The following is a 22,069-nucleotide window of genomic DNA, read 5'->3' as shown; positions in this document are numbered from 1 at the left end:
GGGCCCGGCTGCTGAAACGCTGCCTCCATGGCGCAGACCCAGCAGATCGGGCAGTTCACGGCGGTCGACCCGGTGGTCGCGCGGATGCGTACCATCCGCGCGGCCTGGCATCCGGCCGACGGTGTCGCCGTCTTCAACCGCGTCTATCTGACGGTCACGGAGGAGATCGGCAACGCCATCGAGGCGGGCACCTTCGGCGACCGGCGGGCGGCCGCGACCCTCGACGTCCGCTTCGCGGAGCGCTATCTCTCGGTGGTCGACGCCGTCGCCACCGGCGCCCCCGCGCCGGCCTGCTGGCGGCCGCTCTTCCACTACCGGCGCCACCCCGGCGTACGGCCGCTGCAGTTCGCGCTGGCCGGGATCAACGCGCACATCGGCCACGACCTGGCCCTCGCCGTGGTCGACACCTGCCGGGCGCTGGAGTGCGCGCCGCGGGACCTGGAGGACGAGTTCGACCGCGTCGGCGACATCCTCGTGCTCCTCGAGGAGCGCATCCGCGAGGAGGTGATGCCGGGCCCCGACCTGCTGGAGATCACGGATCCGCTGACGCATCTGCTGGGCTGCTGGAGCCTGGAGCGGGCCCGCGACGGAGCCTGGCTCGCCGCCCGCTCCCTCTGGGAGCTGCGGGAGCTGCCCGACCTGGCCGAGGAGTTCCGGGAACGCCTCGACCGGTCGGTGGGTCTGGTGGGGCGGATGCTGCTGACGCCGCTCGCAGGGCGCGGCTGACCGCTCTCACGGCCGCTCCACACCGGCTGCTGTCCGCCCCACTGCCCCAACGCGACCGGCCCCCGGGAAGTTCCACGGGGGCCGGTCTGTGTGCGTCCTCGGGGGATCGGATCCGCCGGGGTCAGTCCTCCGGAAGCTCCACCGGGGCGATCTCGTCGTACACGTCGCCCGGGCCCGGGTTGGTGGCGTCGGTCGAGCCGCCGAAGTGGTGCATCACGCCCCACACGGCGTTCAGCGCGGTCTGCACGGCGCCCTCGGCCCAGCCGGCCGTCCAGGAGATGTCGTCACCCGCGAGGAAGATGCCCCGCTTGTCCTCCGGCAGCCGGTCCTGCATGAAGTGCGTGAACAGGCGGCGCTGGTAGCGGTAGTGACCCGGCAGGTTCGCCTTGAAGGCGCCCATGAAGTAGGGCTCGTTCTCCCAGGAGACCGTCACCGGGTTGCCGATGATGTGCTTCCGGATGTCGACCTTCGGGTAGATCTCGCCGAGCGACTTCAGCATGACCTCCATCCGCTCGTTCGCGGACAGCGGCAGCCACTTCAGGCTGTCGTCGCACCAGGTGTACGAGAGGCAGATGACGGCCGGCTTGTCCGGGCCGTCGTCCAGCAGGTACGTGCCGCGGGTCATCCGGTCGGTCAGCGTCATCGACATGACGTCCCGGCCGGTCTCCTCGTCCTTGTCCAGCCAGAACGGCCGGTCCACGGGCACGAAGAGCTTCGAGGACTCCATGTAGTGGGTGCGCTCGATCGCCGTCCAGTGGTCGATCGGGAAGAGCGAGTCGTCGCAGGCGATCTTGGAGAGCAGCATCCAGGACTGGGCGGTGAAGATCGCCGCCTGGTACGTACGGATGTCGCCGGAGGCGTCGGTGACGGTGATCCGGTTGCCCGCGGTGCGGTTCAGCCGGGTCACGGCGGGCTTCGGGTCGCCCTCGTGCAGGGACTTCAGGGACGTGCCCTGGGCCCAGTGGACGATCTTCTCCGGCTCGCGCTCCCACAGGCGCAGCGGCAGCTGCTGCGAGCCGCCCACGATGCCGCGGTGGTGGTCGTCGGCCTCGGTGTAGACGACCCGGAGGATCTCCAGGATGGAGTTGGGGAAGTCGGTGTCCCAGCCGCCGGTGCCGAAGCCGACCTGGCCGAAGATCTCGCGGTGCCGGAAGGACTTGAACGCCTCGGACTCGCACAGGAACCCGTAGAAGGTCTGGTTGTCGAGCTTCTCGACGAGCTTCGACCAGATCTCGCGGATGCGCGGGACGTCGCGCTCGCGCATGGCCTGGTTCATGTCGGAGAAGTCGGCGCCCTCGTCCAGGCAGGCGTTCCACGCGTTCATGACGTCGCGGTAGACCTGCGGGAGGTCGTCCACGGTCTGCGCGTAGTGCGACTCGCCCTTGAGGTCGACGACCGTCGACGGGGTGGACTCGGCCAGCGGGTTGGGGAACGGCTGCGTCTCCAGGCCCACCAGGTTGATGTAGTGCTGGAACGCGGTGGAGGAGGGCGGGAAGCGCATCGCGCCCATCTCCGCCGTCAGACCCTCGGTGCCGGTGCCCTCGAAGCCGACGGTGCGCAGCCGGCCGCCGATCTGGTCGGCCTCGTAGACGACGGGCTTGAGGCCCATCTTCATCAGCTCGTACGCGGCGATGATGCCGGAGAGACCGCCGCCGATGACGGCGACCTCGGTGCCGTGCTCGGTCGCGGGTATCTGGCCGAGACCGGCCGGGTGGGCCAGGAAGTCGTCGTAGGCGTACGGGAAGTCCGGACCGAACATGGTGATCGGCGGCTGGCCGTCGCTGTGCGGAACGGCGGTCGTGGGCACCGTGGACGTCATGGGGTACGGACTCCTTGCGGGGACAGACTGGGGAGGGAGGCGGGGGCGGCTCGGGGCCGGGTCAGACGAGGGAGCCGTAGAGGCCGGGGCGGCGGTCGCGCAGATACGGGTTGTCCGCGCGGGAGGCCGCCAGGAGGGCGGGGTCGACGTCGCCGATGACCAGGTCCTCACCGCGGCCGGCGCGGGCGCGGGCGGTGCCGTCGGGGCCCGCGAGGGTGGAGAGGCCGACGAACTCGAACTCGCCCTCGGAGCCGGCTCGGTTGGCGTACGCCACGTACATCTGGTTCTCGAAGGCGCGCACGGGTACGACGGACTCGGCGACGACCTCGGCGGGGTGCATGAGCGCGGTCGGTACGAGGAGGAGGTCCGTACCGGCCAGCGCCTGCGCCCGCACGTTCTCCGGGAACTCGACGTCGTAGCAGATCATCAGGCCGACCGTGAGGCCGCCGAGCTCCGCCTGGACGACACTGTCGTCGCCGGGCGTGAACCACTGGTGCTCGAAGCCGCCGTAGAGGTGGGTCTTGCGGTACCGCGCGAGCACGGCGCCGTCGGCGCCGATGAGCTGGGCGGCGTTGTACAGGACCCCGTGCCGTTCGGTGTCCCGCTCCGGGTAGCCGTAGGCGACGGCCAGGCCATGGCGCGCGGCGACGGCCGCGACGGCCTGGGCGGAGGGGCCGTCCGACGGCTCGGCCAGCCGCGCCATGTCGGCGCCGATGGCGTACCCGGTCAGGAACAGCTCGGGAGCGAGCAGCAGCCCGGCGCCGGCGGCCGCAGCCCGAGCGGCGGCCTCGTCGAGGATCTTCAGGTTGGCGGCCACGTCACCGAGCTCACCGGAGCTCTGGAGCAGGGCGGTGCGCAGCGCGGGCATGGGCGATCCTCGGAGGTCCGGGGTACGGGGAGACGTCAAAAACGGTACGGTTTCGCGCTCGTCCGGGACAAGGCTCGACCGTTGCGGACCGACCGTCGAACCGTTGCGTGATCACCCGGCGCGGCGGCGATTCGTTGCGCACCCCGGGGCGGGCCCTCTCCTGCCGGGGTCGTAGGGCTCCCCCGCCATGCGGCGGAGAGCGGACCGTCCCGTGGCCCGACGTCTCGGGGCGGCCCGGGCGGAAGAGTGGTGGTCGTCCGGTTGACCTGCCGAAAGGACCGACATGAACCGCCGTACGAAGATCGCCGCGACGGCCGCCGCACTGCTGATCACCGCCGGGGCCGCGGGCTCCGCCGTCGCCTCGGGGGACGGCCGGGGCGGCAGCCGCGAGGCGGCGGCGCTGACCGGGACCGCGAAGCTCTACCGGCCGGCCGGGGACGACATCACGTTCTCCTTCGACGCGCATCTGGCGGCGAAGGACAACAAGGACCCGCAGGCGGCGACCGGCACCTTCCGGTTCAGCCACTACAAGGGAGACTGGGGCGGATACGCCGTGGCGAAGGTCGACTGCCTCGTGACCGGCGGCAAGGTGGCCGTCGTGACGGGGGTCGTGACCGAGACCGACGTGGAGGCCTTCCGGAACAAGCGCGTCGGCATCTCGGTGCACGACAACGGCAAGCACGACCGTCTGGGCTACAACTGGATGACGAAGGAGGAGTACAAGGAGCTTCCTCCGTGCATGAGCACCGCCCCCTTCGAGAAGACGAAGGCGGGGACGGGCGACTTCACGGTGCTGCCCTGGCAGCTGGGGTACCCGACGGAGTAGCCGCCCCGAGCGTGCGGAAGGGGCGGCGCGGGAACCACGGCCCGCGCCGCCCCCGCGGCCTCCAGGGCTACGCGGGTGAGCCGGAGGAGAAGCGCCGCAGCAGCGGCGAGAGCACCAGGACGGACTTGGTGCGTTCGACGAACGGCTCCCCCGCGATCCGCTCCAGGACGCGCTCGAAGTGACGCATGTCGGAGGCGAAGACCTGGACGACGGCGTCCGCGTCGCCGGTGACGGTCGACGCGGACACCACCTCGGGGTACCGCTCCAGGCCTCGCCGGATGTCGTCCGGCGAGGTGTTGTGGCGACAGTAGATCTCGACGAATCCCTCGGTCTCCCAGCCGAGCGCCGCCGGGTCCACCCGGACGGTGAAGCCGGTGATGGCACCTTCGGCCCGGAGCCGGTCCACGCGCCGCTTGACGGCGGGCGCGGACAGTCCGACGAGCGAGCCGATGTCGGCGTAGGAGCGACGGGCGTCCTCCGCGAGGGCGTGGACGATGCGTTCGTCGAGGTCGTTGAGTCGCACTACGGGTGGATCACTTCTCTGCGGTAGCCAGGCGGGAGCGGCGCATGCCGTACAGGAAGTAGAACACGAGGCCCGCGGCCATCCAGCAACCGAAGACGACCCAGGTGATCGAGTCCAGGCTGAACATGTTGTAGACGCAGAACCCGAAGCCGAGGATCGGGAAGGTCCAGCCGAGCGGCACCTTGAAGGTGCGGTCCATGGTCGGGCGGGTGCGGCGCAGCACGATGACCGCGATGTTGACCAGGGCGAAGGCGAACAGGGTGCCGATGCTGGTGGCGTCGACGAGCTTGCCCAGCGGGATGACGGAGGCGAGGGCGCCGCAGAACAGCGAGACGATGACGGTGTTCACGCGCGGGGTGCCGGTCTTGCCGCTGACCTTGCCGAAGACCTTCGGGACGAGGCCGTCGCGGGACATGGCGAAGAGCACGCGGGTCTGGCCGTAGAGGACGGTCAGCACGACGCTGGCGATCGAGATGACGGCGCCGGCGGCGAGCAGGGTGCCCCAGAACTTCTGGCCGCTGACGTCGTTCATGATCGCGGCGAGCGAGGCCTCGGAGCCCTCGAAGTCCTTCCAGTTCCACGCGCCGACGGCGACGGCCGCGACGAGGACGTAGAGGACGGTGACGATGAGGAGCGACAGCATGATCGCGCGGGGCAGGTCGCGCTTCGGGTCCTTCGCCTCCTCACCGGCGGTGGAGGCGGCGTCGAAGCCGATGTACGAGAAGAAGAGGCTCGCTCCGGCGGCGCTGACGCCGGCCATGCCGAGCGGCATGAAGTCGGCGTAGTTGCCGGACTTGAAGCCCATGAAGCCGATGGCGCAGAACAGAACCAGCGCGGCGATCTTCACGAACACCATGACGGTGTTGACGAGGGCGGACTCGCGGGCGCCGCCGAGCAGGAAGACCATCGCGAGCAGGACGACGATCAGACCCGGCAGGTTGACGATGCCGCCCTCACCGGGGGCCGAGGAGAGCACGTCGGGGATGGTGACGCCGATCGTGCCGTCGAGCAGCTCGTTGAGGTACTCGCCCCAGCCGACCGCCACCGCGGCGACCGAGACGCCGTACTCCAGGACCAGGCACCAGCCGCAGACCCACGCGACGAGTTCACCCATCGTTGCGTACGCATACGAGTAGGAGGAGCCGGCGACCGGTATGGAGCCCGCCAGCTCGGCGTACGAGAGGGCGGAGAAGAGGGCCGTGAGGCCGGCGATGACGAAGGCCACCGTGACCGCGGGGCCGGCCTTCGGAACGGCGTCGCCGAGGACGACGAAAATGCCGGTGCCGAGCGTGGCACCGATGCTGATCATGGTCAGCTGCCACATCGAGAGCGTGCGGCGGAGCGAGCCGCCCTCGCCCTGGCCACCCTCGGCGACCAGGCGTTCTACCGGCTTGCGCCGGGTAAGGGCGGAGAGCCCGGACGTCTTCGGCGCGGGGGCCGTCGTGTCGGGCGCGGCTGTGCCTTGATCCAGCACTGCTGGAGCTCCTTCATCGCTGCGGGTCGGTGGACGGGACCTGCGGCGGTGACACGGGCATGACGAACAAGCCCGAGGAAAGGGGGAACCGCCGAGCAGGCGGTCGCCGCCACTCCTGGTACGAGGCATGAGCCTAAGCCCCCATGCTTCGCGCTCGTAATGCAGGGTTGTTGCGCACCCACGGATGATCATTGCGCTGTTGCGGCCTGGGCGGGGAAACATTGCGCCCTGCCGCATGAATCGACACATTGGGGGTGAAGAGAGGTGTGAAGCACCCTCCGCATGCGCATGGACTTCTCGTGCTGGATGACCGACTCTGCGAGCCCTCTGCGTCCCCTCGATCGGAGGCCTCGGTGGGCTGGCTGGACCCGGAACCCTTTCTGCGCGGCACGGCGTGGCTCGACGGCGGCCGGGCGGTGCGCGCCGACCCCGCCGACCTGGCCCGGCTGCCCTGGGACACCGCCGAGCGGGCGGCGCTGCCCATCGGGGTACGGGTCGAGTTCATGGCTGCCCCGGGCACCCGGTCGGTGGAGCTGCGCTACCGGGCGGCCGTGCCCGCCACGGGGGACGCGATGCGGGCGCTACGGCACTGCTTCGCGCTCTGGCAGGACGGACGCTGCGTGGGCGAGACCTTCACGGCCCCGGCGGAGGACGCCACGGTCGCACTCGAACTCCCGCCCGGCGGCGGGCCGTTCACGGTCCATCTGCCGGAGAGCCAGGCGCCGGTGGTCCTCGGGCTGCGCGCCCTGGGCGGCTCGCTCACGCCCACGCCCCGGCGGCAGCGCTGGCTGGTGCACGGCGACTCGATCACCGAGGGCTGGTGGTCGACCCGGCCCGCCCACTCCTGGCCGGCGACGGCCGGGCGCATGCTCGGCCTGGACACGGTCAACCTCGGCTACGCGGGCGGCGCGCGCGGGGAGCTCCCCCTCGCCGAGCAGCTCGCGAGCCTGCCAGGCGAACTCGTCACCCTCGCCTTCGGCACCAACTGCTGGTCCAGGGCACCCTGTTCGGCCGGCTTGCTGTACGAGACGGTCCGCGCCTACGTCGGTCTCGTGCGCCGCGGCCACCCCGACGCACCACTGCTGATCCTCTCCCCCGTCCTGCGCCCGGAGGCCGAGACCACCCCCAACGCCCTGGGCGCCACCCTGGAGGATCTGCGCACGGCCATGGAGCACGCGGGCCGGGACCTGTCGGCGGAGGGCGACAAGCGGCTTCTGGTGCTCTCCGGGCGTTCCCTGCTCGGCCCCGAGGACCTGGCGGACGGGCTGCACCCCAACGACCGGGGCCACGCCCGGATGGCGACGGCGGTCGCGGACGCGCTGCGCCCCCATGTACGCGACTGAGTACGACGAAGGCCCCCGCGAGACGACTCGCGGGGGCCTTCGTACGACGGGCCTTCGTGCGCCGGACTAGCTCCAGCTGGCGTGCAGCGGCTTGCCCTCGGCGTAACCGGCGGCGCTCTGGATGCCGACCACGGCCTTCTCCTCGAACTCGGCCAGCGAGGCCGCGCCCGCGTAGGTGCAGGAGGAGCGGACGCCCGCGATGATCGAGTCGATCAGGTCCTCGACGCCCGGGCGGGCCGGGTCGAGGAACATCCGGGAGGTCGAGATGCCCTCCTCGAAGAGGCCCTTGCGGGCGCGGTCGTACGCGGACTCCTCGCTGGTGCGGTTCTGCACGGCGCGCGCGGAGGCCATGCCGAAGGACTCCTTGTACGGCCGACCGTCAGCGGTGTGCTGCAGGTCGCCCGGGGACTCGTACGTCCCGGCGAACCACGAGCCGATCATCACGTTGGACGCGCCGGCGGCCAGCGCCATGGCGACATCGCGGGGGTGCCGGACACCGCCGTCGGCCCAGACGTGCTTGCCGTACTTCTTCGCCTCGGCGGCGCACTCCATGACGGCGGAGAACTGCGGGCGGCCGACACCGGTCATCATGCGCGTGGTGCACATGGCGCCGGGGCCCACGCCGACCTTGATGATGTCGGCGCCAGCCTCGATGAGGTCGCGCACGCCCTCGGCGGCGACGATGTTGCCGGCGACGATCGGGACGTGCGGGTCGAGGGCGCGGACGGCCTTGATCGCGGCGATCATCGACTCCTGGTGGCCGTGCGCCGTGTCGATCACGAGCGTGTCGACGCCCGCGTCGAGGAGCTGCTTGGCCTTGCCCACGAAGTCGCCGTTGATGCCGACGGCGGCGGCGATGCGCAGCTTGCCGTTCGCGTCGGTGGCCGGCGTGTACAGGGTCGCGCGGAGCGCGCCCTTGCGGGTCAGGATGCCGACGAGGCGGCCGTCCTTGTCCACGGCCGGGGCGTAGCGGCGGTTGGCGTGGTCGAGCGTGTTGAACGCGTCGCGCGGGTCGATGTCGGCGTCGAGGAGCAGCAGGTCCTTCGACATGACCTCGGAGAGCTGCGTGAAGCGGTCCACGCCGGAGAGGTCGGCGTCGGTGACGACACCGACCGGGCGACGGTCCGCGTCGACGACGACACCGGCGTCGTGCGCCCGCTTGGGCAGCAGCGAGAGCGCGTCGGCGACGGTCTGGTGGGGCTCGAGGACGATGGGGGTGTCCAGGACGTGGTGGCGGCCCTTCACCCACGAGATGACGTCGGTGACGACCTCGATCGGGATGTCCTGGGGAATGACGACGAGGCCGCCACGGCGGGCGACGGTCTCGGCCATGCGGCGGCCGGCGATCGCGGTCATGTTGGCGACGACCAGCGGGATCGTCGTACCGGTCCCATCGGGCGAGGCGAGGTCCACGGCCTGGCGGGAACCCACGGCCGAGCGGCTCGGCACCATGAAGACATCGTCGTACGTCAGGTCGTAGGGCGGCTTGACGTCATTGAGGAAACGCACGTGCTGACATCCCAGTCGTTCGGATCGGCCCCTAGGCATTTCAGCCAGGGGAAAAAGCACGTAGTTCATTGTCCCACGTCCGTACGAATACCAGACCCGGGCGATTCATCCGAGGCTCGCGGGGCCGGTCTTGTCGCATCGTACGAAGACCTGGTGTCAGGGGGTGCTGTCGAGCGCCACGTCGACGTCCTCGGTCTCGGTCCAGAACCGCTCGTCGGCGTCCTGGAGACGCGTGGCCGCGTGCCTCATATGACGCAGGGCGGCCTCCCGGGCCGCCTCGGCATCACCGGACTCGACGGCGGTCAGGATGGCGTGGTGTTCGTTGCGGACGTCCTCGATGAAGTCGTCCCGGCGCGCCTCGTTCGCGCGCGTGACCCGGATGCCGCTGCGGGCCACCTCGCCGAGGTACCGCACGGTGGAGACCATCACCGCGTTGCCGGTCGACTCGGCGATGGACCGGTGGAAGGTGAGGTCCTCGTCCACACCGTCGCCGCCGGCCGCCACCGCCGCGTCGATCGCGTCCAGCGCCGCGCGCATCCGGGTGATGTCGGCCGGGGTGGCGCGAGCGGCCGCGAGCGCGGCGGCCTCGCCCTCCATGGCGCGGCGCACCTCGACGATCTGCAGCACCTTGGACTTGGTGGCGGCGGCCTCGGATTCCAGGTCGAGCGGCCGGGTGCGGCGTGGCAGGACGAACACGCCGAGGCCCTGGCGCGGTTCGACGAGTCCGGCGTTGCGCAGCCTGGAGACGGCCTCGCGCACCACCGTGCGACTGACGCCCAGCTGCTTGACCAGCTCGACCTCGGTCGGCAGCTTCTCGCCCTCGGCGATGCGCCCGGACTCGATCTCTTCCGAGAGCATCGCCGCTACTCGGTCCGCGAGCCGGACCGGACCGCTCACCTTGGAAAACATGGTCATCAGTCTATCGGCGCGGAGCCCCGTCGCCCGGCTGAGTCGACACCAGGGCCGCGACCGCGTCGGCGTGGTCGGCGACGTAGTCCCGGACGACGGCCGCGAAGTCGGGATCGGGCTCCAGACCCAGTGCCGCCGCTCGGGTGTTGTCGAAGGCGGCGGGCCACGAGCCCACAAGGTTCTCGACCGCGGGGTCGGGGGCGATCGTCACCAGGTCGGCGACCGCGTCACCGGCCACCCGGCGCAGCGTGTCCAGCATCTCGGCGACCGTGACCGTGAGCGCCGGAAGGTTGACCGGCAGGGCGCCGTCGAGCCGGCCGGGCCCCGTGCCGCGCTCGGCCTGCGCGACGCGGAGGATGCCCTCGACCGTGCGGCGCGGCGATGCCAGGGCGACCCGCAGCCCGGGGTCGACCGGGCAGGTCGCCGGAAGTCCCGCGAGCGGTTCGCGGACGATGCCGGACAGGAAGCCCGAGGCGGCCGCGTTCGGCTTGCCCGGCCGGACGGACACGGTCATCAGGCGGGTGACGCGGCCGTCGACGTAACCGCGGCGGGTGTACTCGGCGACCAGCTGCTCGCAGACGAACTTCTGGATCCCGTAGCTGGACCGGGGGGTGGGCAGGGTCGACTCGGAGACCACCGGCGGCAGCGGCAGCGCCGGATCGGAGCCGTAGACGGCGACGCTGCTGGAGAACACCACCAGCGGTGTCGGGCCCCCGGCGGCCGACTGGACCCGGGCGGCTTCCAGCAGTGCGCGGGTCGTGTCGACATTGGCGCTCATGCCGAGGTCGAAGTCGGCCTCGCATTCGGCGGAGACGGCGGAGGCCAGGTGCACGACCACGTCGACCGGCTCGGCGAACAGTTCGTCGAGGCTGTCGGTGAGGTCGCCCTGTACGACGTCGACGAGCAAGTCGGCCGCCTCGGGTGAGGCGTCGGGCACGAACCGGTCGGCGAGCACGAGCCGCTCGATCGGCGTGCCGCGGAACGTCCGTGCGTCGAGCAGGGCACGGGCGACCTGGCGGCCGAGGAAGCCGAAGCCACCTGTGATGACGATCCTCATGCGTTGTCTCCTCGGTGGTGCGGGTGGTCCTGGAGGTTCGTGAGCCAGCCGAGCCCCTCGCTCGTGCCGGCGCGGGGGACGTACTCGCAGCCGATCCACCCCTCGAAGCCCAACTCGTCGATGACGCCGAACAGATGGCGGATGTCCAGTTCGCCCTCGTCGGGCTCGTGACGGTCCGGGACGCCGGCGATCTGCAGATGGCCGACCCGGCCGGTGGGCAGGTCGCGGCGGAGCGTCGTGGTGAGGTCGCCCTCGACGATCTGGCAGTGGTAGAGGTCCAGTTGGATCTTGAGGTTCGGGGCGCCCACCTCCCGTACGACGGCGTGGGCGTCGGCCTGCCGGCTCAGGAAGTAGCCGGGCATGTCACGGCCGTTGATCGGCTCGATCAGGATGTCGACCCCCGCCGCGGCGGCCCGCTCCGCGGCGCGGGCGAGGTTGGCCACGTAGGTGTCGCGGTGCTCGGCGAGCTCGGCGGGTGTCGCGTCCGGGCGGACGAGTCCGGCCATCATGTGCACGCGCGGGCAGTCGAGCGCCGCCGCGTACTCCAGCGCCCGGTCGATCCCGGCGACGGTCTCCTTCTCCCGGCCGGGCAGCGCGGCGGTCCCGCGCTCGCCGCCGTCCCAGTCGCCGGGGGGCGCGTTGAAGAGCACCTGCCGCAGGCCGTTGTCGTCGAGGCGGCGGCGCAGTTCGGTGGCGTCGTACGCGTACGGGAAGAGGTACTCGACGGCCCGGAAGCCGTCCGCCGAGGCCGCGGCGAAGCGGTCGAGGAAGTCGTGCTCGGTGTACATCATGGACAGGTTCGCGGCGAACCTCGGCATGGTGACTCCTGGGGAGGGAAGGGCCGGATCCGATCCGGAGGGGTGGACCGGATCCGGCCGTGGGACGGGCGGGGCCCGTCAGCGGTTGACGACCTGCTTGTTCGTGGTCAGCACCGCGACGGCGCCGACGACGAGGCTGAGCGCCAGGACGTACATGGGGATCGAGGTGGAGCCGGTGGCGTCCTTGAGCGCGCCGATCATGTACGGGCTGACGAAGCCGGCGAGGTTGCCCACCGAGTTGATCACGGCGAGCCCGGCCGCGGCGGCGGTGCCGCCGAGGAACGCGGTGGGAAGCGACCAGAAGAGCGGCGCGCAGGTGAGCACACCGGCCGCGGCGAAGGAGAGCGCGACCAGGGACAGCACGGTCGACCCGGACCAGCTCGCGGCGAGCGAGAACCCGACGGCGCCCATGAGGCTGGGGATCACCAGGTGCCAGCGGCGCTCACGGCGCTTGTCGGCGGAGCGGCCGAAGACGTTCATCGCGACGAGCGCGGCGAGGAACGGTACGGCGCTGAGCACGCCGATCGCGAGGTTGCCCTCGATGCCGGTCGACTGGACGAAAGTGGGCATCCAGAAGGTCAGTGCGTACTGGCCCATCACGAAGCAGAAGTAGATGAGGCACATCAGCCACACCCTGGGCTCGCGAAATGCGTCCAGGACGCGGCCGTGCACCGACTTGTGGGCGGAGTCCTCGGCGATCGCCCGCTCGACGATCTCCTTCTCCTCGTCGCTGAGCCACTTGGCGTCGCGCACCCCGTTGTCGAGGTAGAACAGCGTGGCCACACCGATGGCGAGCGCGGGAAGGGCTTCCAGGAGGAACATCCACTGCCAGCCCTGCCAGCCGTTGACGCCCTGGAACGTGTCCATGATCCAGCCGGAGAGCGGGTTGCCGAAGATGCCGGCGACGGGGATGGCCGACATGAACAGGGCGATGACGCGGGCGCGGCGGTGCGAGGGGAACCAGTACGTGCAGTAGAGGATCACGCCGGGGTAGAAGCCCGCCTCGGCGGCGCCGAGCAGGAAGCGGAGCACGTAGAACGTCGCCTCGTTCGAGACGAACATGAACCCCGCGGAGACGACGCCCCAGGTGATCATGATGCGGGCGATCCAGGTGCGGGCCCCGATGCGCTGGAGCATCAGGTTCGAGGGGACCTCGAAGAGGAAGTAGCCGATGAAGAACAGGCCGGCGCCGAGGCCGTACGCCGCCTCGCTGAACCCGAGGTCCGCGGACATCTGCAGCTTCGCGAAGCCGACGTTGACGCGGTCCAGGTAGGAGAAGACGTAACAGAGGATGAGGAAGGGGACGATGCGGCGCACGACCTTGCGGAAGACGGCGTTCTCGCGGGCGAGGTCGGGGACCTCTGCCGTCGTCGCGGATATGGACATGACGGAATCCTTCGTAAGCGGCTCAGGGGATTCTCTGACGGGGTGGAGCGCTGGTCACCACGCTGCTCGGAACGTGGACCTCAGTTCGTCGATCGCGTGGTCGGGGAGTGGCTCAGGGCGACGATCGGTCAGGAGCCAGAGGCGTGCCGTCTCCTCGAGTTCTTCGAGGACGGCGAGGGCGGTGGCCGCGTCGGGACCCCAGACGACGGGGCCCAGCCGGTCGAGCAGCACAGCCCTGATGCGGGCGGCGCGGTCGGCGATGGCGGCGGCCACCAGGTCGGCCACGCGCGGGTCGCCGGGCCGGTGGTAGGGGATGAGCGGGACGTGCCCGACCTTCATCACGTAGTACGGAGTGAGGGGCGGGAGGACGTCGTCCGGGCTCCACACGCCGGCCAGGGTGAGGCCGACGAGGTGCGTGGAGTGGGTGTGGAGGACGAAGCGGGCCGTGGGGTCGGCCGCGTAGATGCGCCGGTGCAGCGTGAGCGTCTTGCTGGCGCGGTCGCCCGCGACCTGCTCGCCGCGGGCGTCGACCAGCGCGAGCCGGTCGGGTTCGAGGAATCCGAGGGCGGCGTCGGTGGGGGTGATCAGATGACCGTCGCCGACCCGGGCGCTGATGTTGCCGGCGCTGGCGTGCACATAGCCGCGGGCGAACAGGCTGGTGCCCACGCGGACGATCTCGGCGCGCGCCGCGTCCACGGCGCTGTCCGGGAGGTCCACGGCGTTGCCCGGCAAGTCCACGGCATTGCTCGGGAGCCCGGTCACTCGGCGCCCTCCCCGTCCAGGAGGGCGAACGCGTCGGTGAAGAAGCCGGGGCCGCCGAAGTTGCCGGACTTGAGGGTGATGTGGAGTGTGTCCCCGGTGGGGAGGGCCGCGGCGCACCACGGCACCCCGGGGTCGATCTGCGGGCCGATGCGCAGCCCGGTGAGGCCGAGCGCCTGGACGACCGCTCCGGAGGTCTCGCCGCCCGCGACGACGAGCCTGCGGACACCGCGCTCCACGAGCCCTTGGGCGACCCGGGCCAGGGTGCGCTCCACGAGCTCCCCCGCCTCGGCGGCGCCGAGGCGGCCCTGGACGGTCCGGACGGTGTCGGGCGTCTCGGTGGAGTAGACGAGGACCGGCCCGTCGGCCAGGTGCTCCTCGGCGAAGGCCAGCGCCTGCCCGGCGACGTCCTCGCCCGCCGCGATGCGCAGCGGGTCCACGCTGAACGCGGGGCGGCCGCCCTTCAAGAACTCCACGACCTGGCCGTTGGTCGCCTCGGAGACCGATCCGGAGACGACGGCGCGGTGCCCGGCCGACGGCGGGAGCTGCGCGGCGGCGGGCGACGGCCGGAAGCCCCAGTTCGCGGGCAGGCCGATGGCGAGGCCGGACCCGGCGGTCACCAGCGGCAGCCCTTCGACCGCCGCGCCCATGCGGACGAGGTCGTCGTTGGAGACGGCGTCGACGATCGCCGTGGCGACGCCGTCCGCGCGCAGCTCCTCGATGCGGGAGCGGATCGCAGCGGGGCCGTCGGCCACCACCGTGTGGTCGATGAGGCCGACGGGCCGGGTGGTCTGCGCGCCGAGTACGGAGACCAGGTTGGAGTCGGTCATCGGAGTGAGCGGATGGTTCCGCATACCGCTCTCGCTGAGCAGGACGTCGCCGACGAAGAGATGCCCCTTGAAGACCGTGCGGCCGTTGTCGGGGAAGGCCGGGGTGGCGATGGTGAAGTCGGTGCCAAGGGCGTCCATCAGGGCCTCGGTGACCGGGCCGATGTTGCCGTTCGGCGTCGAGTCGAAGGTGGAGCAGTACTTGAAGTAGATCTGCTCGGCGCCGGCGGAGCGCAGCCAGGCGAGGGCCCGCAGCGAGGCGTCGACGGCCTCGGCGGCCGGGACGGTGCGCGACTTGAGGGCGATGACGACGGCATCGGCGTCCAGGTCCTGGCCGGTTCCGTCCGCGTCCCCTTCGGATCCGGCCGGCGGTACGTCGATCAGCTGGACGACGCGCATGCCCGCGCGCACCAGGTTGTTGGCCAGGTCGGTGGCGCCGGTGAAGTCGTCGGCGATGCAGCCGAGTCGGATGCCCATGTCAGCCCTCCGCCTTCGGCAGGTCGACGCCGGGGAAGATCTTGATGACGGCGCTGTCGTCCTCGCGGCCGAAGCCGGCCGCCGACGCCTGCAGGAACATCTGGTGCGCCGTGGCGGCGAGCGGGAGCGGGAACCGCTCCGGGCGGGCGGCGTCGAGAACGAGCCCGAGGTCCTTGACGAAGATGTCGACCGCGGACAGCGGCGTGTAGTCGCCGGCGAGGACGTGCGCCATGCGGTTCTCGAACATCCACGAGTTGCCCGCGCTGTGCGTGATGACCTCGTAGAGCGCCTCGGCCGGAACACCGGCCTTGATCCCGAGGGCCATCGCCTCGGCCGCGGCGGCGATGTGCACGCCGGCGAGGAGCTGGTTCACGATCTTGACCCTCGAGCCGATGCCGGCGCGGTCGCCCAGGCGGTAGACCGTGCCGCTCATGGCCTCGAGGAACGGGTCGGCGAGCTCGTACGCCTCGGCCGGGCCGGAGGTCATCATCGTGAGCTCGCCGGTCGCGGCGCGGGCGGCGCCGCCGGAGATCGGGGCGTCCAGGTAGAGCACCCCCCTCTCGGCGAGGCGTCCCTCGAGCTCCTCGGACCAGCCGGGGTCGACGGTGGAGCACATCACGAAGACGGCGCCGGGGCGGAGCCGGTCGGCCGCCCCGTCGGCACCGAACAGCACCGACTCGACCTGCGCCGCGTTGACCACGACGCCGACCAGGACGTCCACGGCGGCCGCGAGGTCGCCGGTCGTGGCGTACGCCGTCCCGCCCTCCCGGGCGAAGTCCTCGGCCGCCTCCGGCCGCAGGTCATGGACCGCCACCTCGTGGCCGGCCGCCCGCAGACTGCGGGCCATCCCCAGACCCATGGCCCCGAGTCCCACCACGCCGACGCGCGGACGTGTCGACCCGGCCGTGTCGTCCTCGTCCCTCATGCTCAACCTCATCTCGCTGTGCCTCCCGAGGCCCGAGCCCAGAAGGTGATCAGGTCATATGATGACCTGAGGATGTGAGGCAGTCCACCGTGATGCCCGTCACATCAGAAGGGATTGCGCGATACGCAACGAAAAAGCGGCGGTACGCCTGTCACAGGCGTACCGCCGCCGACGTGCGGGGCGTCTTGATCGAACAGACCGGCGGTCAGATCCCGTCCGGGTCCTTGCGCTCCAGCGCCGGCCGCGAGCCGGGGGCCGACTCGGTGAGCAGGTAGTCCGCCGCGGCGCGGTCGGTCACGAGGCTGGTGACGAGCCCGGAGCGGAGCACCGCACCGATCGCCGCCGCCTTGCGCTGACCGCCCGCGATGGCCACGACCTCGGGGATCCGGCGCAGCCGGTCGGCCTCGACGGTGATGCAGCGCTCGCCCAGGTCACGCCCCACCCGGCGCCCCTCGGCGTCGAAGAGGTGCGCGGACATCTCGGCGGCGACGCCGAGGGAGGCGTAGTGCGCGCGCTCCTCGTCCGTGAGCATGTCGTGCACGGTCGAGATGCCCGGCTCCCAGGAGCCGATGGACACACAGGCGACGGTGACCTTGTCGAAGTACTCGAAGGCCCGCGCGATGCCGGTCTGGTTCCGCAGCGCGGCCGCCGTGGCGGGGTCGGGCAGCAGCATCGGCGCGTAGATGGGGTGCGCCTCGCCGCCGGAGACCTGGGCGGCACGCCGTACCGCCTCGACCGAGCCGCGCTCCGCGGTCCCGGCGTCGTACACACCGGTGAGCTGCACGACCGTGCACGGGGGCAGCCGGTCGAGGGCCGCCGCCATGTGGATGGTGGACCGGCCCCAGGCCAGACCGAGGACGTCGCCCTCGTTGACCAGCTCGCCCAGCAGGTCGGCCGCGACCTCGCCGAGGTTCTCCGGGTCGGGCGACTCGTCCTCGCCCTCGGCCGGGGACTCGACCACGACGGCGTGGCGGAGCCCGTAGCGGGCGCGGAGCGCGTCGGAGCGCTCGGCGTCCAGCTCCGCGGGTACGCGGATCTCGATGCGTACGAGGTCGCGTTCGAGCGCGGTCTCCAGGACCCGGGCCACCTTGAAGCGGCTCACGCCGAACTCCTCGGCGATCTGGATCTTGGACTTGCCCTCGAGGTAGAAGCGGCGGGCCATGGCCGCCGCCTGCACCAGCTCCGCGGGTCCCATCCGCAGGGCTGACCGTCCCGCCGAGATTCCCGCCACCGCGATCTCCTTAGCTCTGTTCACGTACCGCTGCTCACGTGCTGCTGTCCTGCTGCTGTCGTGCTGTGTCGTTCACACTCTGGACTCGCTGTTCATCCTGTCAGATCCAGCGGGTCCTGATCGGTCCTGTCGGCGCTCCGACGGACCGCGTTCATCTGGCCGAGGCTCAGTGGCCACACGCCCACGCCGCCGAGGCGGTCGCGGACTCGGCCTTGGCGCGGAGCGCGCGGACGGCCTCGGCCGGGTCCGCGGCGCCGTAGACCGCCGATCCTGCGACGAACACGTCGGCGCCGGCCTCGGCGCAGCGCTCGATCGTCGACTCGGCGACCCCGCCGTCGACCTGCAGCCACAGCTCCAGGCCGTGCTTGGAGATCAGCTCACGGGTGCGACGGATCTTGGGCAGCATGATGTCGAGGAAGGCCTGCCCACCGAAGCCGGGCTCGACCGTCATGATCAGCAGCATGTCGAGCTCGGGGAGCAGGTCCTCGTACGGCTCGATCGGCGTCGCGGGCTTCAGCGCCATCGACGCCCGCGCGCCCTTCGCCCGGATCTCCCGCGCGAGACGCACGGGAGCGGCCGCCGCCTCCACATGGAAGGTGACGGACCCGGCGCCGGCCTCCACGTACTGCGGGGCCCAGCGGTCGGGGTCCTCGATCATGAGGTGGCAGTCCAGCGGGGTGTCCGTGGCCCGGGCGAGCGACTCGACGATCGGCACGCCGAGGGTCAGGTTGGGCACGAAGTGGTTGTCCATGACATCGACATGCAGCCAGTCGGCACCGTCGACGGCCTTCGCCTCCTCGGCGAGGCGGGCGAAGTCTGCGGACAGGATGCTGGGATTGATCTGCGCCATGTGCCAAGCCTGCCATGCTCTTGGGCACTTCTTTGCCGCGGACCGGTTTCGGACCGGGATCCACGTGGATTCGGTACGGGTTCGGCCCGGATTCGGACCGACCGCGGTCCACATGCCGGACGCGGGCCTGCCGTTCGGGCCGTACGGCGGTCAGGCCGTACGGCGCAGCAGCGCGAGGTACATGGCGTCCGTGCCGTGCAGGTGCGGCCACAGCTGGACGTCCGGGCCCTCGCCGAGGGCGGGCACGCCGGGCATCAGCGGGCGGACGTCGATCCACTCCGCCTCGACCGCCGGGCCGCCGCGGCCCTTGAGGACGTCCTCGACGACCACGCGGGTCTCCGCCAGGTGCGGCGAGCAGGTCGCGTACCCGACCACTCCCCCGACACGGACCGCCGACAGCGCCTCGCGCAGCAGACCTCGCTGCAGCGGGGCGAAGCCGTCGAGGTCCTCCGGGCGGCGGCGCCAGCGGGCCTCGGGGCGGCGGCGCAGGGCGCCGAGACCGGAGCAGGGGACGTCCATGAGGACCCGGTCGAAGGAGCCGGGCAGCCACGGCGGGCGGGTGCCGTCGGCGGCGATGACCTGGTACGGGCCGGGGTTGCCGGCCAGCGCGCGCTCGACGAGGCGGGCGCGGTGCGGCTGCTTCTCGGAGGCGAGCAGGGTGGCTCCGCGCTGCGCGGCCAGGGCGCCGAGCAGGGCCGCCTTGCCGCCGGGGCCCGCGCAGCCGTCGAGCCAGCGCTCGTCGCGGCCCTCCACAGGCGCGTTCGCCAGCGCGATGGCGACGAGCTGGCTGCCCTCGTCCTGAACGCCGGCCCGCCCCTCCTTCACGGCCTCGATGGCCCCGGGCTCGCCGCCCTCGGCCAGCCGGACCGCGTACGGCGACCAGCGGCCCGGCAGCGTGTCCTCGCCGGTGAGCTCGTCGGTGGTGGCGCGCCCGGGCCGGGCCACGAGCGTGACCTCGGGCCGCTCGTTGTCGGCCTCCAGCAGGTCCTCGATACCGGCCCGCCCGCCGCCGAGGGAGTCCCAGAGCGCGGAGACGACCCAGCGGGGGTGCGAGTGGACGACCGCGAGATGGTCCTCCGCGTCGTCCTCGTACGGCGGGGCGACCTGCTCGACCCAGGTGTCGAGGTCGTTCTGCGCGATCTTCCGCAGAACGGCGTTCACGAACTTGGCCCGCCCGTCCCCGAGCACCACCCGAGCGAGCTCCACGCTCGCCGAGACGGCCGCGTGGGTCGGGATGCGTGTACCGAGCAGCTGGTGCGCGCCGAGCGACAGCACGTCGAGCACGGGCGGGTCGACCTCCCGCAGCGGCCGGTCGATGCACGCGGAGACGATGGCGTCGTACGTCCCCTGCCGCCGCAGCGTCCCGTAGACCAGCTCGGTCGCGAGCGCCGCGTCCCGCCCGTCGAAGTCGCCCTTCTCCCGGGCCTTCTTCAGCAACGGCGGCAGCACGAGATTCGCGTACGCGTCCCGCTCGTCGACCGCCCTGAGCGCCTCGAAGGCCAGGATCCTGACGGGATCCTTCTTGGGGCGCCGGTACGGCTTGGGGGTACGGCGACGTGCCTGCTCGCTCAAAAGGTGCTCCGCGTGAGGAATGACGAGGTCAACCCTCTCAGCCTACGTCCGCGTCGCCCGCACACGGAAAATGGCCCTGGACGATGTCCAGGCGCTCCGCGGCGATCAGACACGAGGCCGGCTCGGAGCCGCCGCCATCGGCCTCGAAGGCAACGAGCACGGGTGGCTCCTCGCCCAGCAGCCGGGTGACCGTCGTGCGCTCCTCCGGCGTGGGCGCGCGGAACACCGGGTCGTTGAACATGAAGGGACAGCGGACGTAGGACGCGTCGGTGAAGACCAGCTCGAGGCCGTAGGAGTACGAGAGGTCGTGAGCGGCCACGAGGCGGAGCCGGCTACCGTCGTGACCGGCCACCCCCCAGTCCCACCAGGAACCCTCGGGCAGCCGGAGCACGCCGTGCTCGTCGACCCCCACGCCGCTAGACGCCCACCCGCTCGCCGGGGGCGATGCGGACCCCGCGGGCCCAGTCGGCGGCCTTCATCGGCTTCTTGCCCTGCGGCTGCACCCACAGCAGCTCGACGGCGTGCGAGCCGGTGCCGACGTACACGTTGTTCTTGGCCGCCGCCAGCTCGCCGGGCGTGAGGTCCGTACGGTCGGGGAGCAGCGCCGTCTGGATCAGCTTGAGGCGCTCGCCGCGGAACACGGTCCAGGCTCCCGGCGCGGGCGTGCAGCCGCGGACGACGCGGTCCACGCGAAGCGCCGGGGCCTTCCAGTCCACGTGGGCGTCCTCGACCTGGATCTTGGGAGCCAGCGTGACGCCCTCGGCCGGCTGCGGGACGGCCTTCAGGCTGCCGTCCTCGATGCCGTCCATGGTGGCGGCGAGCAGCCCGGCGCCGGCGAAGGCGAGCCGGGTGAGCAGGTCCCCGCTGGTGTCGGTGGGCCGGACGTCCTCGGTGATCACGCCGTAGACCGGACCCGAGTCGAGGCCTTCCTCGATCTGGAACGTCGACGCGCCCGTGACCTCGTCGCCCGCCATGACGGCGTGCTGCACGGGCGCCGCGCCGCGCCACGCCGGCAGCAGCGAGAAGTGCAGGTTGACCCAGCCGTGGGCGGGGATGTCGAGGGCGACCTTCGGCAGCAGCGCACCGTAGGCGACGACCGGGCAGCAGTCCGGGGCGATCTCGCGGAGCCGTGCGAGGAACTCCTCGTCGCGCGGCTTCGTCGGCTTGAGCACCTCGATCCCGGCCTCCTCCGCGCGCTCGGCGACCGGGCTCGCGACCAGGCGCCGGCCGCGGCCCGCGGGGGCGTCGGGGCGGGTGACGACGGCGGCCACCTCGTGCCGGCCGGAGGCGAGCAGGGCGTCCAGGGCGGGTACGGCGACCTCGGGGGTGCCTGCGAAGACCAGCTTCACTCGGAAAAACCTCGCATCTCGGGGCGATGGGGGTACCTCCCTGCTCGAGCGCAGCCGAGAGCTTGGGGGAGGGCAGCGCACCAGTCTAGGGGCCGGGACACGAGGGGGCGTACGTGAGCGCGAGCGCCCCGCGCATATGCGTGTACGCCCCCGCAGCGTGACCCCAGCACGGGTGGCGCGTTGGTCAAGAGAGATTGACCGAAACGGGCCGCCCTCCTCCTCGTGGCCCGCCCCTATTCCACGCCGGTTCGAGAGGCTTTCACATGGCCGACCACGCAACCCACGACGCCCAAGCCCGGGCAAGTCTGCACTTGTTGGTGCGGGACATCGAGCGGGTCCGGCGGCAGGTGGACGCACTGCGCACGCTCACGGCCCAGTTGGGCAATGTCTACCGCCCGCGCCGCTCCGGCCCGTCCACGGGCTTCGTCGTCTACGGGCGGGCGCCCGCCCCGACCGTCCGGCTCGCCCAGGAGTTGCGGGACAGTGTCGAGACCCTGGTGACGGCGGCGGTCGACTTCGACCGCTCGCTCGGGTTCTCGTGGGACGCGGTGGGCTCGGCGCTCGGGGTCACGAAGCAGGCCGTCCACCGCCGCTACGGCGCCCGGCGCGCGCCCCAGCCGGGCGCCGTCGTGGAACAGGACCGCGTCACGGAGCCGGGCACGACCCGTACGCTCCCGGTGGTGCCGCCGGCCCGCACGATGCCTCCGCAGCCCGCCCCCGCGGCCCAGTCCCTCCGAGAGGACCCCCGCCCGTCGGCCTTCCCGGGCCCCCGCAACGGCTGACCCCGCCCGCGACACGTCTTCGGTCGCCCGCCCCGTGAC

General features: G+C 71.7%; 21 protein-coding genes. 4 read left to right on the top strand and 17 right to left on the bottom strand.

Annotated features, from left to right (window positions below; genetic code table 11):
* Positions 1 to 27 precede the first annotated feature (27 nt).
* Positions 28 to 726 (top strand): DUF5995 family protein, encoded by a 699-nt coding sequence (locus ACFV9D_RS37220; protein ID WP_385156936.1) that lies wholly within the window; start codon positions 28 to 30, stop codon positions 724 to 726.
* A 121-nt stretch (positions 727 to 847) separates the two neighbouring features.
* On the opposite strand, the gene ACFV9D_RS37215 is transcribed toward ACFV9D_RS37220, so the two are convergent.
* The gene (locus tag ACFV9D_RS37215; RefSeq protein WP_385156933.1) at positions 848 to 2,545 is read right to left on the bottom strand and encodes a flavin monoamine oxidase family protein; all 1,698 of its coding nucleotides are present in this window, start codon (positions 2,543 to 2,545) and stop codon (positions 848 to 850) included.
* Between the two features lie 61 nt (positions 2,546 to 2,606).
* On the bottom strand, positions 2,607 to 3,413 hold the full coding sequence (locus ACFV9D_RS37210) for a carbon-nitrogen hydrolase family protein (RefSeq protein WP_385156930.1): 807 nt from the start codon (positions 3,411 to 3,413) through the stop codon (positions 2,607 to 2,609).
* A 283-nt stretch (positions 3,414 to 3,696) separates the two neighbouring features.
* Here ACFV9D_RS37210 and ACFV9D_RS37205 point away from each other — a divergent pair, with 283 nt between their 5' ends.
* A complete protein-coding gene (locus ACFV9D_RS37205; RefSeq protein ID WP_385156927.1) occupies positions 3,697 to 4,239 on the top strand; it encodes a Repetin in 543 nt (180 codons plus the stop codon).
* 67 nt (positions 4,240 to 4,306) lie between these two features.
* On the opposite strand, the gene ACFV9D_RS37200 is transcribed toward ACFV9D_RS37205, so the two are convergent.
* Positions 4,307 to 4,762 (bottom strand): Lrp/AsnC family transcriptional regulator, encoded by a 456-nt coding sequence (locus ACFV9D_RS37200; protein ID WP_015032260.1) that lies wholly within the window; start codon positions 4,760 to 4,762, stop codon positions 4,307 to 4,309.
* 10 nt (positions 4,763 to 4,772) lie between these two features.
* Entirely contained in the window at positions 4,773 to 6,236 is a 1,464-nt protein-coding gene (locus ACFV9D_RS37195; protein ID WP_385156924.1) for an amino acid permease, read from the bottom strand.
* A 353-nt stretch (positions 6,237 to 6,589) separates the two neighbouring features.
* Here ACFV9D_RS37195 and ACFV9D_RS37190 point away from each other — a divergent pair, with 353 nt between their 5' ends.
* Positions 6,590 to 7,579: a GDSL-type esterase/lipase family protein gene (locus ACFV9D_RS37190; protein WP_385156921.1), complete on the top strand. Its 990-nt coding sequence runs from the start codon at positions 6,590 to 6,592 to the stop codon at positions 7,577 to 7,579.
* Positions 7,580 to 7,645: 66 nt separating this feature from the next.
* On the opposite strand, the gene ACFV9D_RS37185 is transcribed toward ACFV9D_RS37190, so the two are convergent.
* The 13 genes from ACFV9D_RS37185 to fmt all read right to left on the bottom strand — a co-directional run bounded on the left by ACFV9D_RS37185 (position 7,646) and on the right by fmt (position 21,248).
* Positions 7,646 to 9,088 carry a GuaB1 family IMP dehydrogenase-related protein gene (locus tag ACFV9D_RS37185; protein WP_385156918.1) on the bottom strand — a complete coding sequence of 481 codons (1,443 nt, stop codon included), beginning with the start codon at positions 9,086 to 9,088 and terminating at the stop codon, positions 7,646 to 7,648.
* Between the two features lie 156 nt (positions 9,089 to 9,244).
* Positions 9,245 to 9,997 carry a FadR/GntR family transcriptional regulator gene (locus tag ACFV9D_RS37180; RefSeq protein WP_385156915.1) on the bottom strand — a complete coding sequence of 251 codons (753 nt, stop codon included), beginning with the start codon at positions 9,995 to 9,997 and terminating at the stop codon, positions 9,245 to 9,247.
* 10 nt (positions 9,998 to 10,007) lie between these two features.
* Positions 10,008 to 11,054, bottom strand: a complete 1,047-nt coding sequence (gene denD / locus ACFV9D_RS37175) for a D-erythronate dehydrogenase (RefSeq protein WP_385156912.1) — start codon at positions 11,052 to 11,054, stop codon at positions 10,008 to 10,010.
* A complete protein-coding gene (gene otnI / locus ACFV9D_RS37170) occupies positions 11,051 to 11,872 on the bottom strand; it encodes a 2-oxo-tetronate isomerase (protein ID WP_385156907.1) in 822 nt (273 codons plus the stop codon). The genes denD and otnI overlap by 4 nt, the downstream gene beginning before the upstream one ends.
* Positions 11,873 to 11,950: 78 nt before the next feature.
* The gene (locus tag ACFV9D_RS37165) at positions 11,951 to 13,258 is read right to left on the bottom strand and encodes an MFS transporter (RefSeq protein WP_385156904.1); all 1,308 of its coding nucleotides are present in this window, start codon (positions 13,256 to 13,258) and stop codon (positions 11,951 to 11,953) included.
* A 54-nt stretch (positions 13,259 to 13,312) separates the two neighbouring features.
* The gene (locus tag ACFV9D_RS37160) at positions 13,313 to 14,020 is read right to left on the bottom strand and encodes an aldolase (protein WP_385156901.1); all 708 of its coding nucleotides are present in this window, start codon (positions 14,018 to 14,020) and stop codon (positions 13,313 to 13,315) included.
* The gene (gene otnK / locus ACFV9D_RS37155) at positions 14,017 to 15,321 is read right to left on the bottom strand and encodes a 3-oxo-tetronate kinase (RefSeq protein ID WP_385156898.1); all 1,305 of its coding nucleotides are present in this window, start codon (positions 15,319 to 15,321) and stop codon (positions 14,017 to 14,019) included. Before otnK ends, ACFV9D_RS37160 begins: the two co-directional genes overlap by 4 nt.
* A 1-nt stretch (position 15,322) precedes the next feature.
* Positions 15,323 to 16,246: an L-threonate dehydrogenase gene (gene ltnD / locus ACFV9D_RS37150; protein WP_385156894.1), complete on the bottom strand. Its 924-nt coding sequence runs from the start codon at positions 16,244 to 16,246 to the stop codon at positions 15,323 to 15,325.
* A gap of 205 nt (positions 16,247 to 16,451) precedes the next feature.
* Entirely contained in the window at positions 16,452 to 17,468 is a 1,017-nt protein-coding gene (locus ACFV9D_RS37145) for a sugar-binding transcriptional regulator (RefSeq protein WP_385156954.1), read from the bottom strand.
* A gap of 175 nt (positions 17,469 to 17,643) precedes the next feature.
* The gene (gene rpe, locus ACFV9D_RS37140; RefSeq protein ID WP_385156892.1) at positions 17,644 to 18,327 is read right to left on the bottom strand and encodes a ribulose-phosphate 3-epimerase; all 684 of its coding nucleotides are present in this window, start codon (positions 18,325 to 18,327) and stop codon (positions 17,644 to 17,646) included.
* A 150-nt stretch (positions 18,328 to 18,477) separates the two neighbouring features.
* A complete protein-coding gene (locus tag ACFV9D_RS37135) occupies positions 18,478 to 19,899 on the bottom strand; it encodes an RsmB/NOP family class I SAM-dependent RNA methyltransferase (protein ID WP_385156889.1) in 1,422 nt (473 codons plus the stop codon).
* 37 nt (positions 19,900 to 19,936) lie between these two features.
* Positions 19,937 to 20,311: a hypothetical protein gene (locus ACFV9D_RS37130; protein WP_385156886.1), complete on the bottom strand. Its 375-nt coding sequence runs from the start codon at positions 20,309 to 20,311 to the stop codon at positions 19,937 to 19,939.
* Between the two features lie 4 nt (positions 20,312 to 20,315).
* Positions 20,316 to 21,248 carry a methionyl-tRNA formyltransferase gene (fmt, locus tag ACFV9D_RS37125; protein ID WP_385156883.1) on the bottom strand — a complete coding sequence of 311 codons (933 nt, stop codon included), beginning with the start codon at positions 21,246 to 21,248 and terminating at the stop codon, positions 20,316 to 20,318.
* Between the two features lie 263 nt (positions 21,249 to 21,511).
* Here fmt and ACFV9D_RS37120 point away from each other — a divergent pair, with 263 nt between their 5' ends.
* Positions 21,512 to 22,030 (top strand): hypothetical protein, encoded by a 519-nt coding sequence (locus ACFV9D_RS37120; RefSeq protein ID WP_385156880.1) that lies wholly within the window; start codon positions 21,512 to 21,514, stop codon positions 22,028 to 22,030.
* The last annotated feature ends 39 nt before the right edge of the window (positions 22,031 to 22,069 follow it).

Origin of the sequence: Streptomyces sp. NPDC059875, from assembly GCF_042731085.1 — a bacterium.
Taxonomy (GTDB): Bacteria; Actinomycetota; Actinomycetes; order Streptomycetales; family Streptomycetaceae; genus Streptomyces.
Note: the sequence above shows the minus strand (reverse complement) of the source record. Positions and strands in the feature narration are given on the sequence as shown.

Coding starts and splice junctions, on each gene's coding strand:
- ACFV9D_RS37220 (WP_385156936.1), top strand. CDS start 28: ATGGCGCAGACCCAGCAGATCGGGCAGTTCACGGCGGTCGACCCGGTG.
- ACFV9D_RS37215 (WP_385156933.1), bottom strand. CDS start 2,545: ATGACGTCCACGGTGCCCACGACCGCCGTTCCGCACAGCGACGGCCAG.
- ACFV9D_RS37210 (WP_385156930.1), bottom strand. CDS start 3,413: ATGCCCGCGCTGCGCACCGCCCTGCTCCAGAGCTCCGGTGAGCTCGGT.
- ACFV9D_RS37205 (WP_385156927.1), top strand. CDS start 3,697: ATGAACCGCCGTACGAAGATCGCCGCGACGGCCGCCGCACTGCTGATC.
- ACFV9D_RS37180 (WP_385156915.1), bottom strand. CDS start 9,997: ATGTTTTCCAAGGTGAGCGGTCCGGTCCGGCTCGCGGACCGAGTAGCG.
- denD (WP_385156912.1), bottom strand. CDS start 11,054: ATGAGGATCGTCATCACAGGTGGCTTCGGCTTCCTCGGCCGCCAGGTC.
- otnI (WP_385156907.1), bottom strand. CDS start 11,872: ATGCCGAGGTTCGCCGCGAACCTGTCCATGATGTACACCGAGCACGAC.
- ACFV9D_RS37165 (WP_385156904.1), bottom strand. CDS start 13,258: ATGTCCATATCCGCGACGACGGCAGAGGTCCCCGACCTCGCCCGCGAG.
- otnK (WP_385156898.1), bottom strand. CDS start 15,321: ATGGGCATCCGACTCGGCTGCATCGCCGACGACTTCACCGGCGCCACC.
- ltnD (WP_385156894.1), bottom strand. CDS start 16,246: ATGAGGGACGAGGACGACACGGCCGGGTCGACACGTCCGCGCGTCGGC.
- rpe (WP_385156892.1), bottom strand. CDS start 18,327: ATGGCGCAGATCAATCCCAGCATCCTGTCCGCAGACTTCGCCCGCCTC.
- ACFV9D_RS37120 (WP_385156880.1), top strand. CDS start 21,512: ATGGCCGACCACGCAACCCACGACGCCCAAGCCCGGGCAAGTCTGCAC.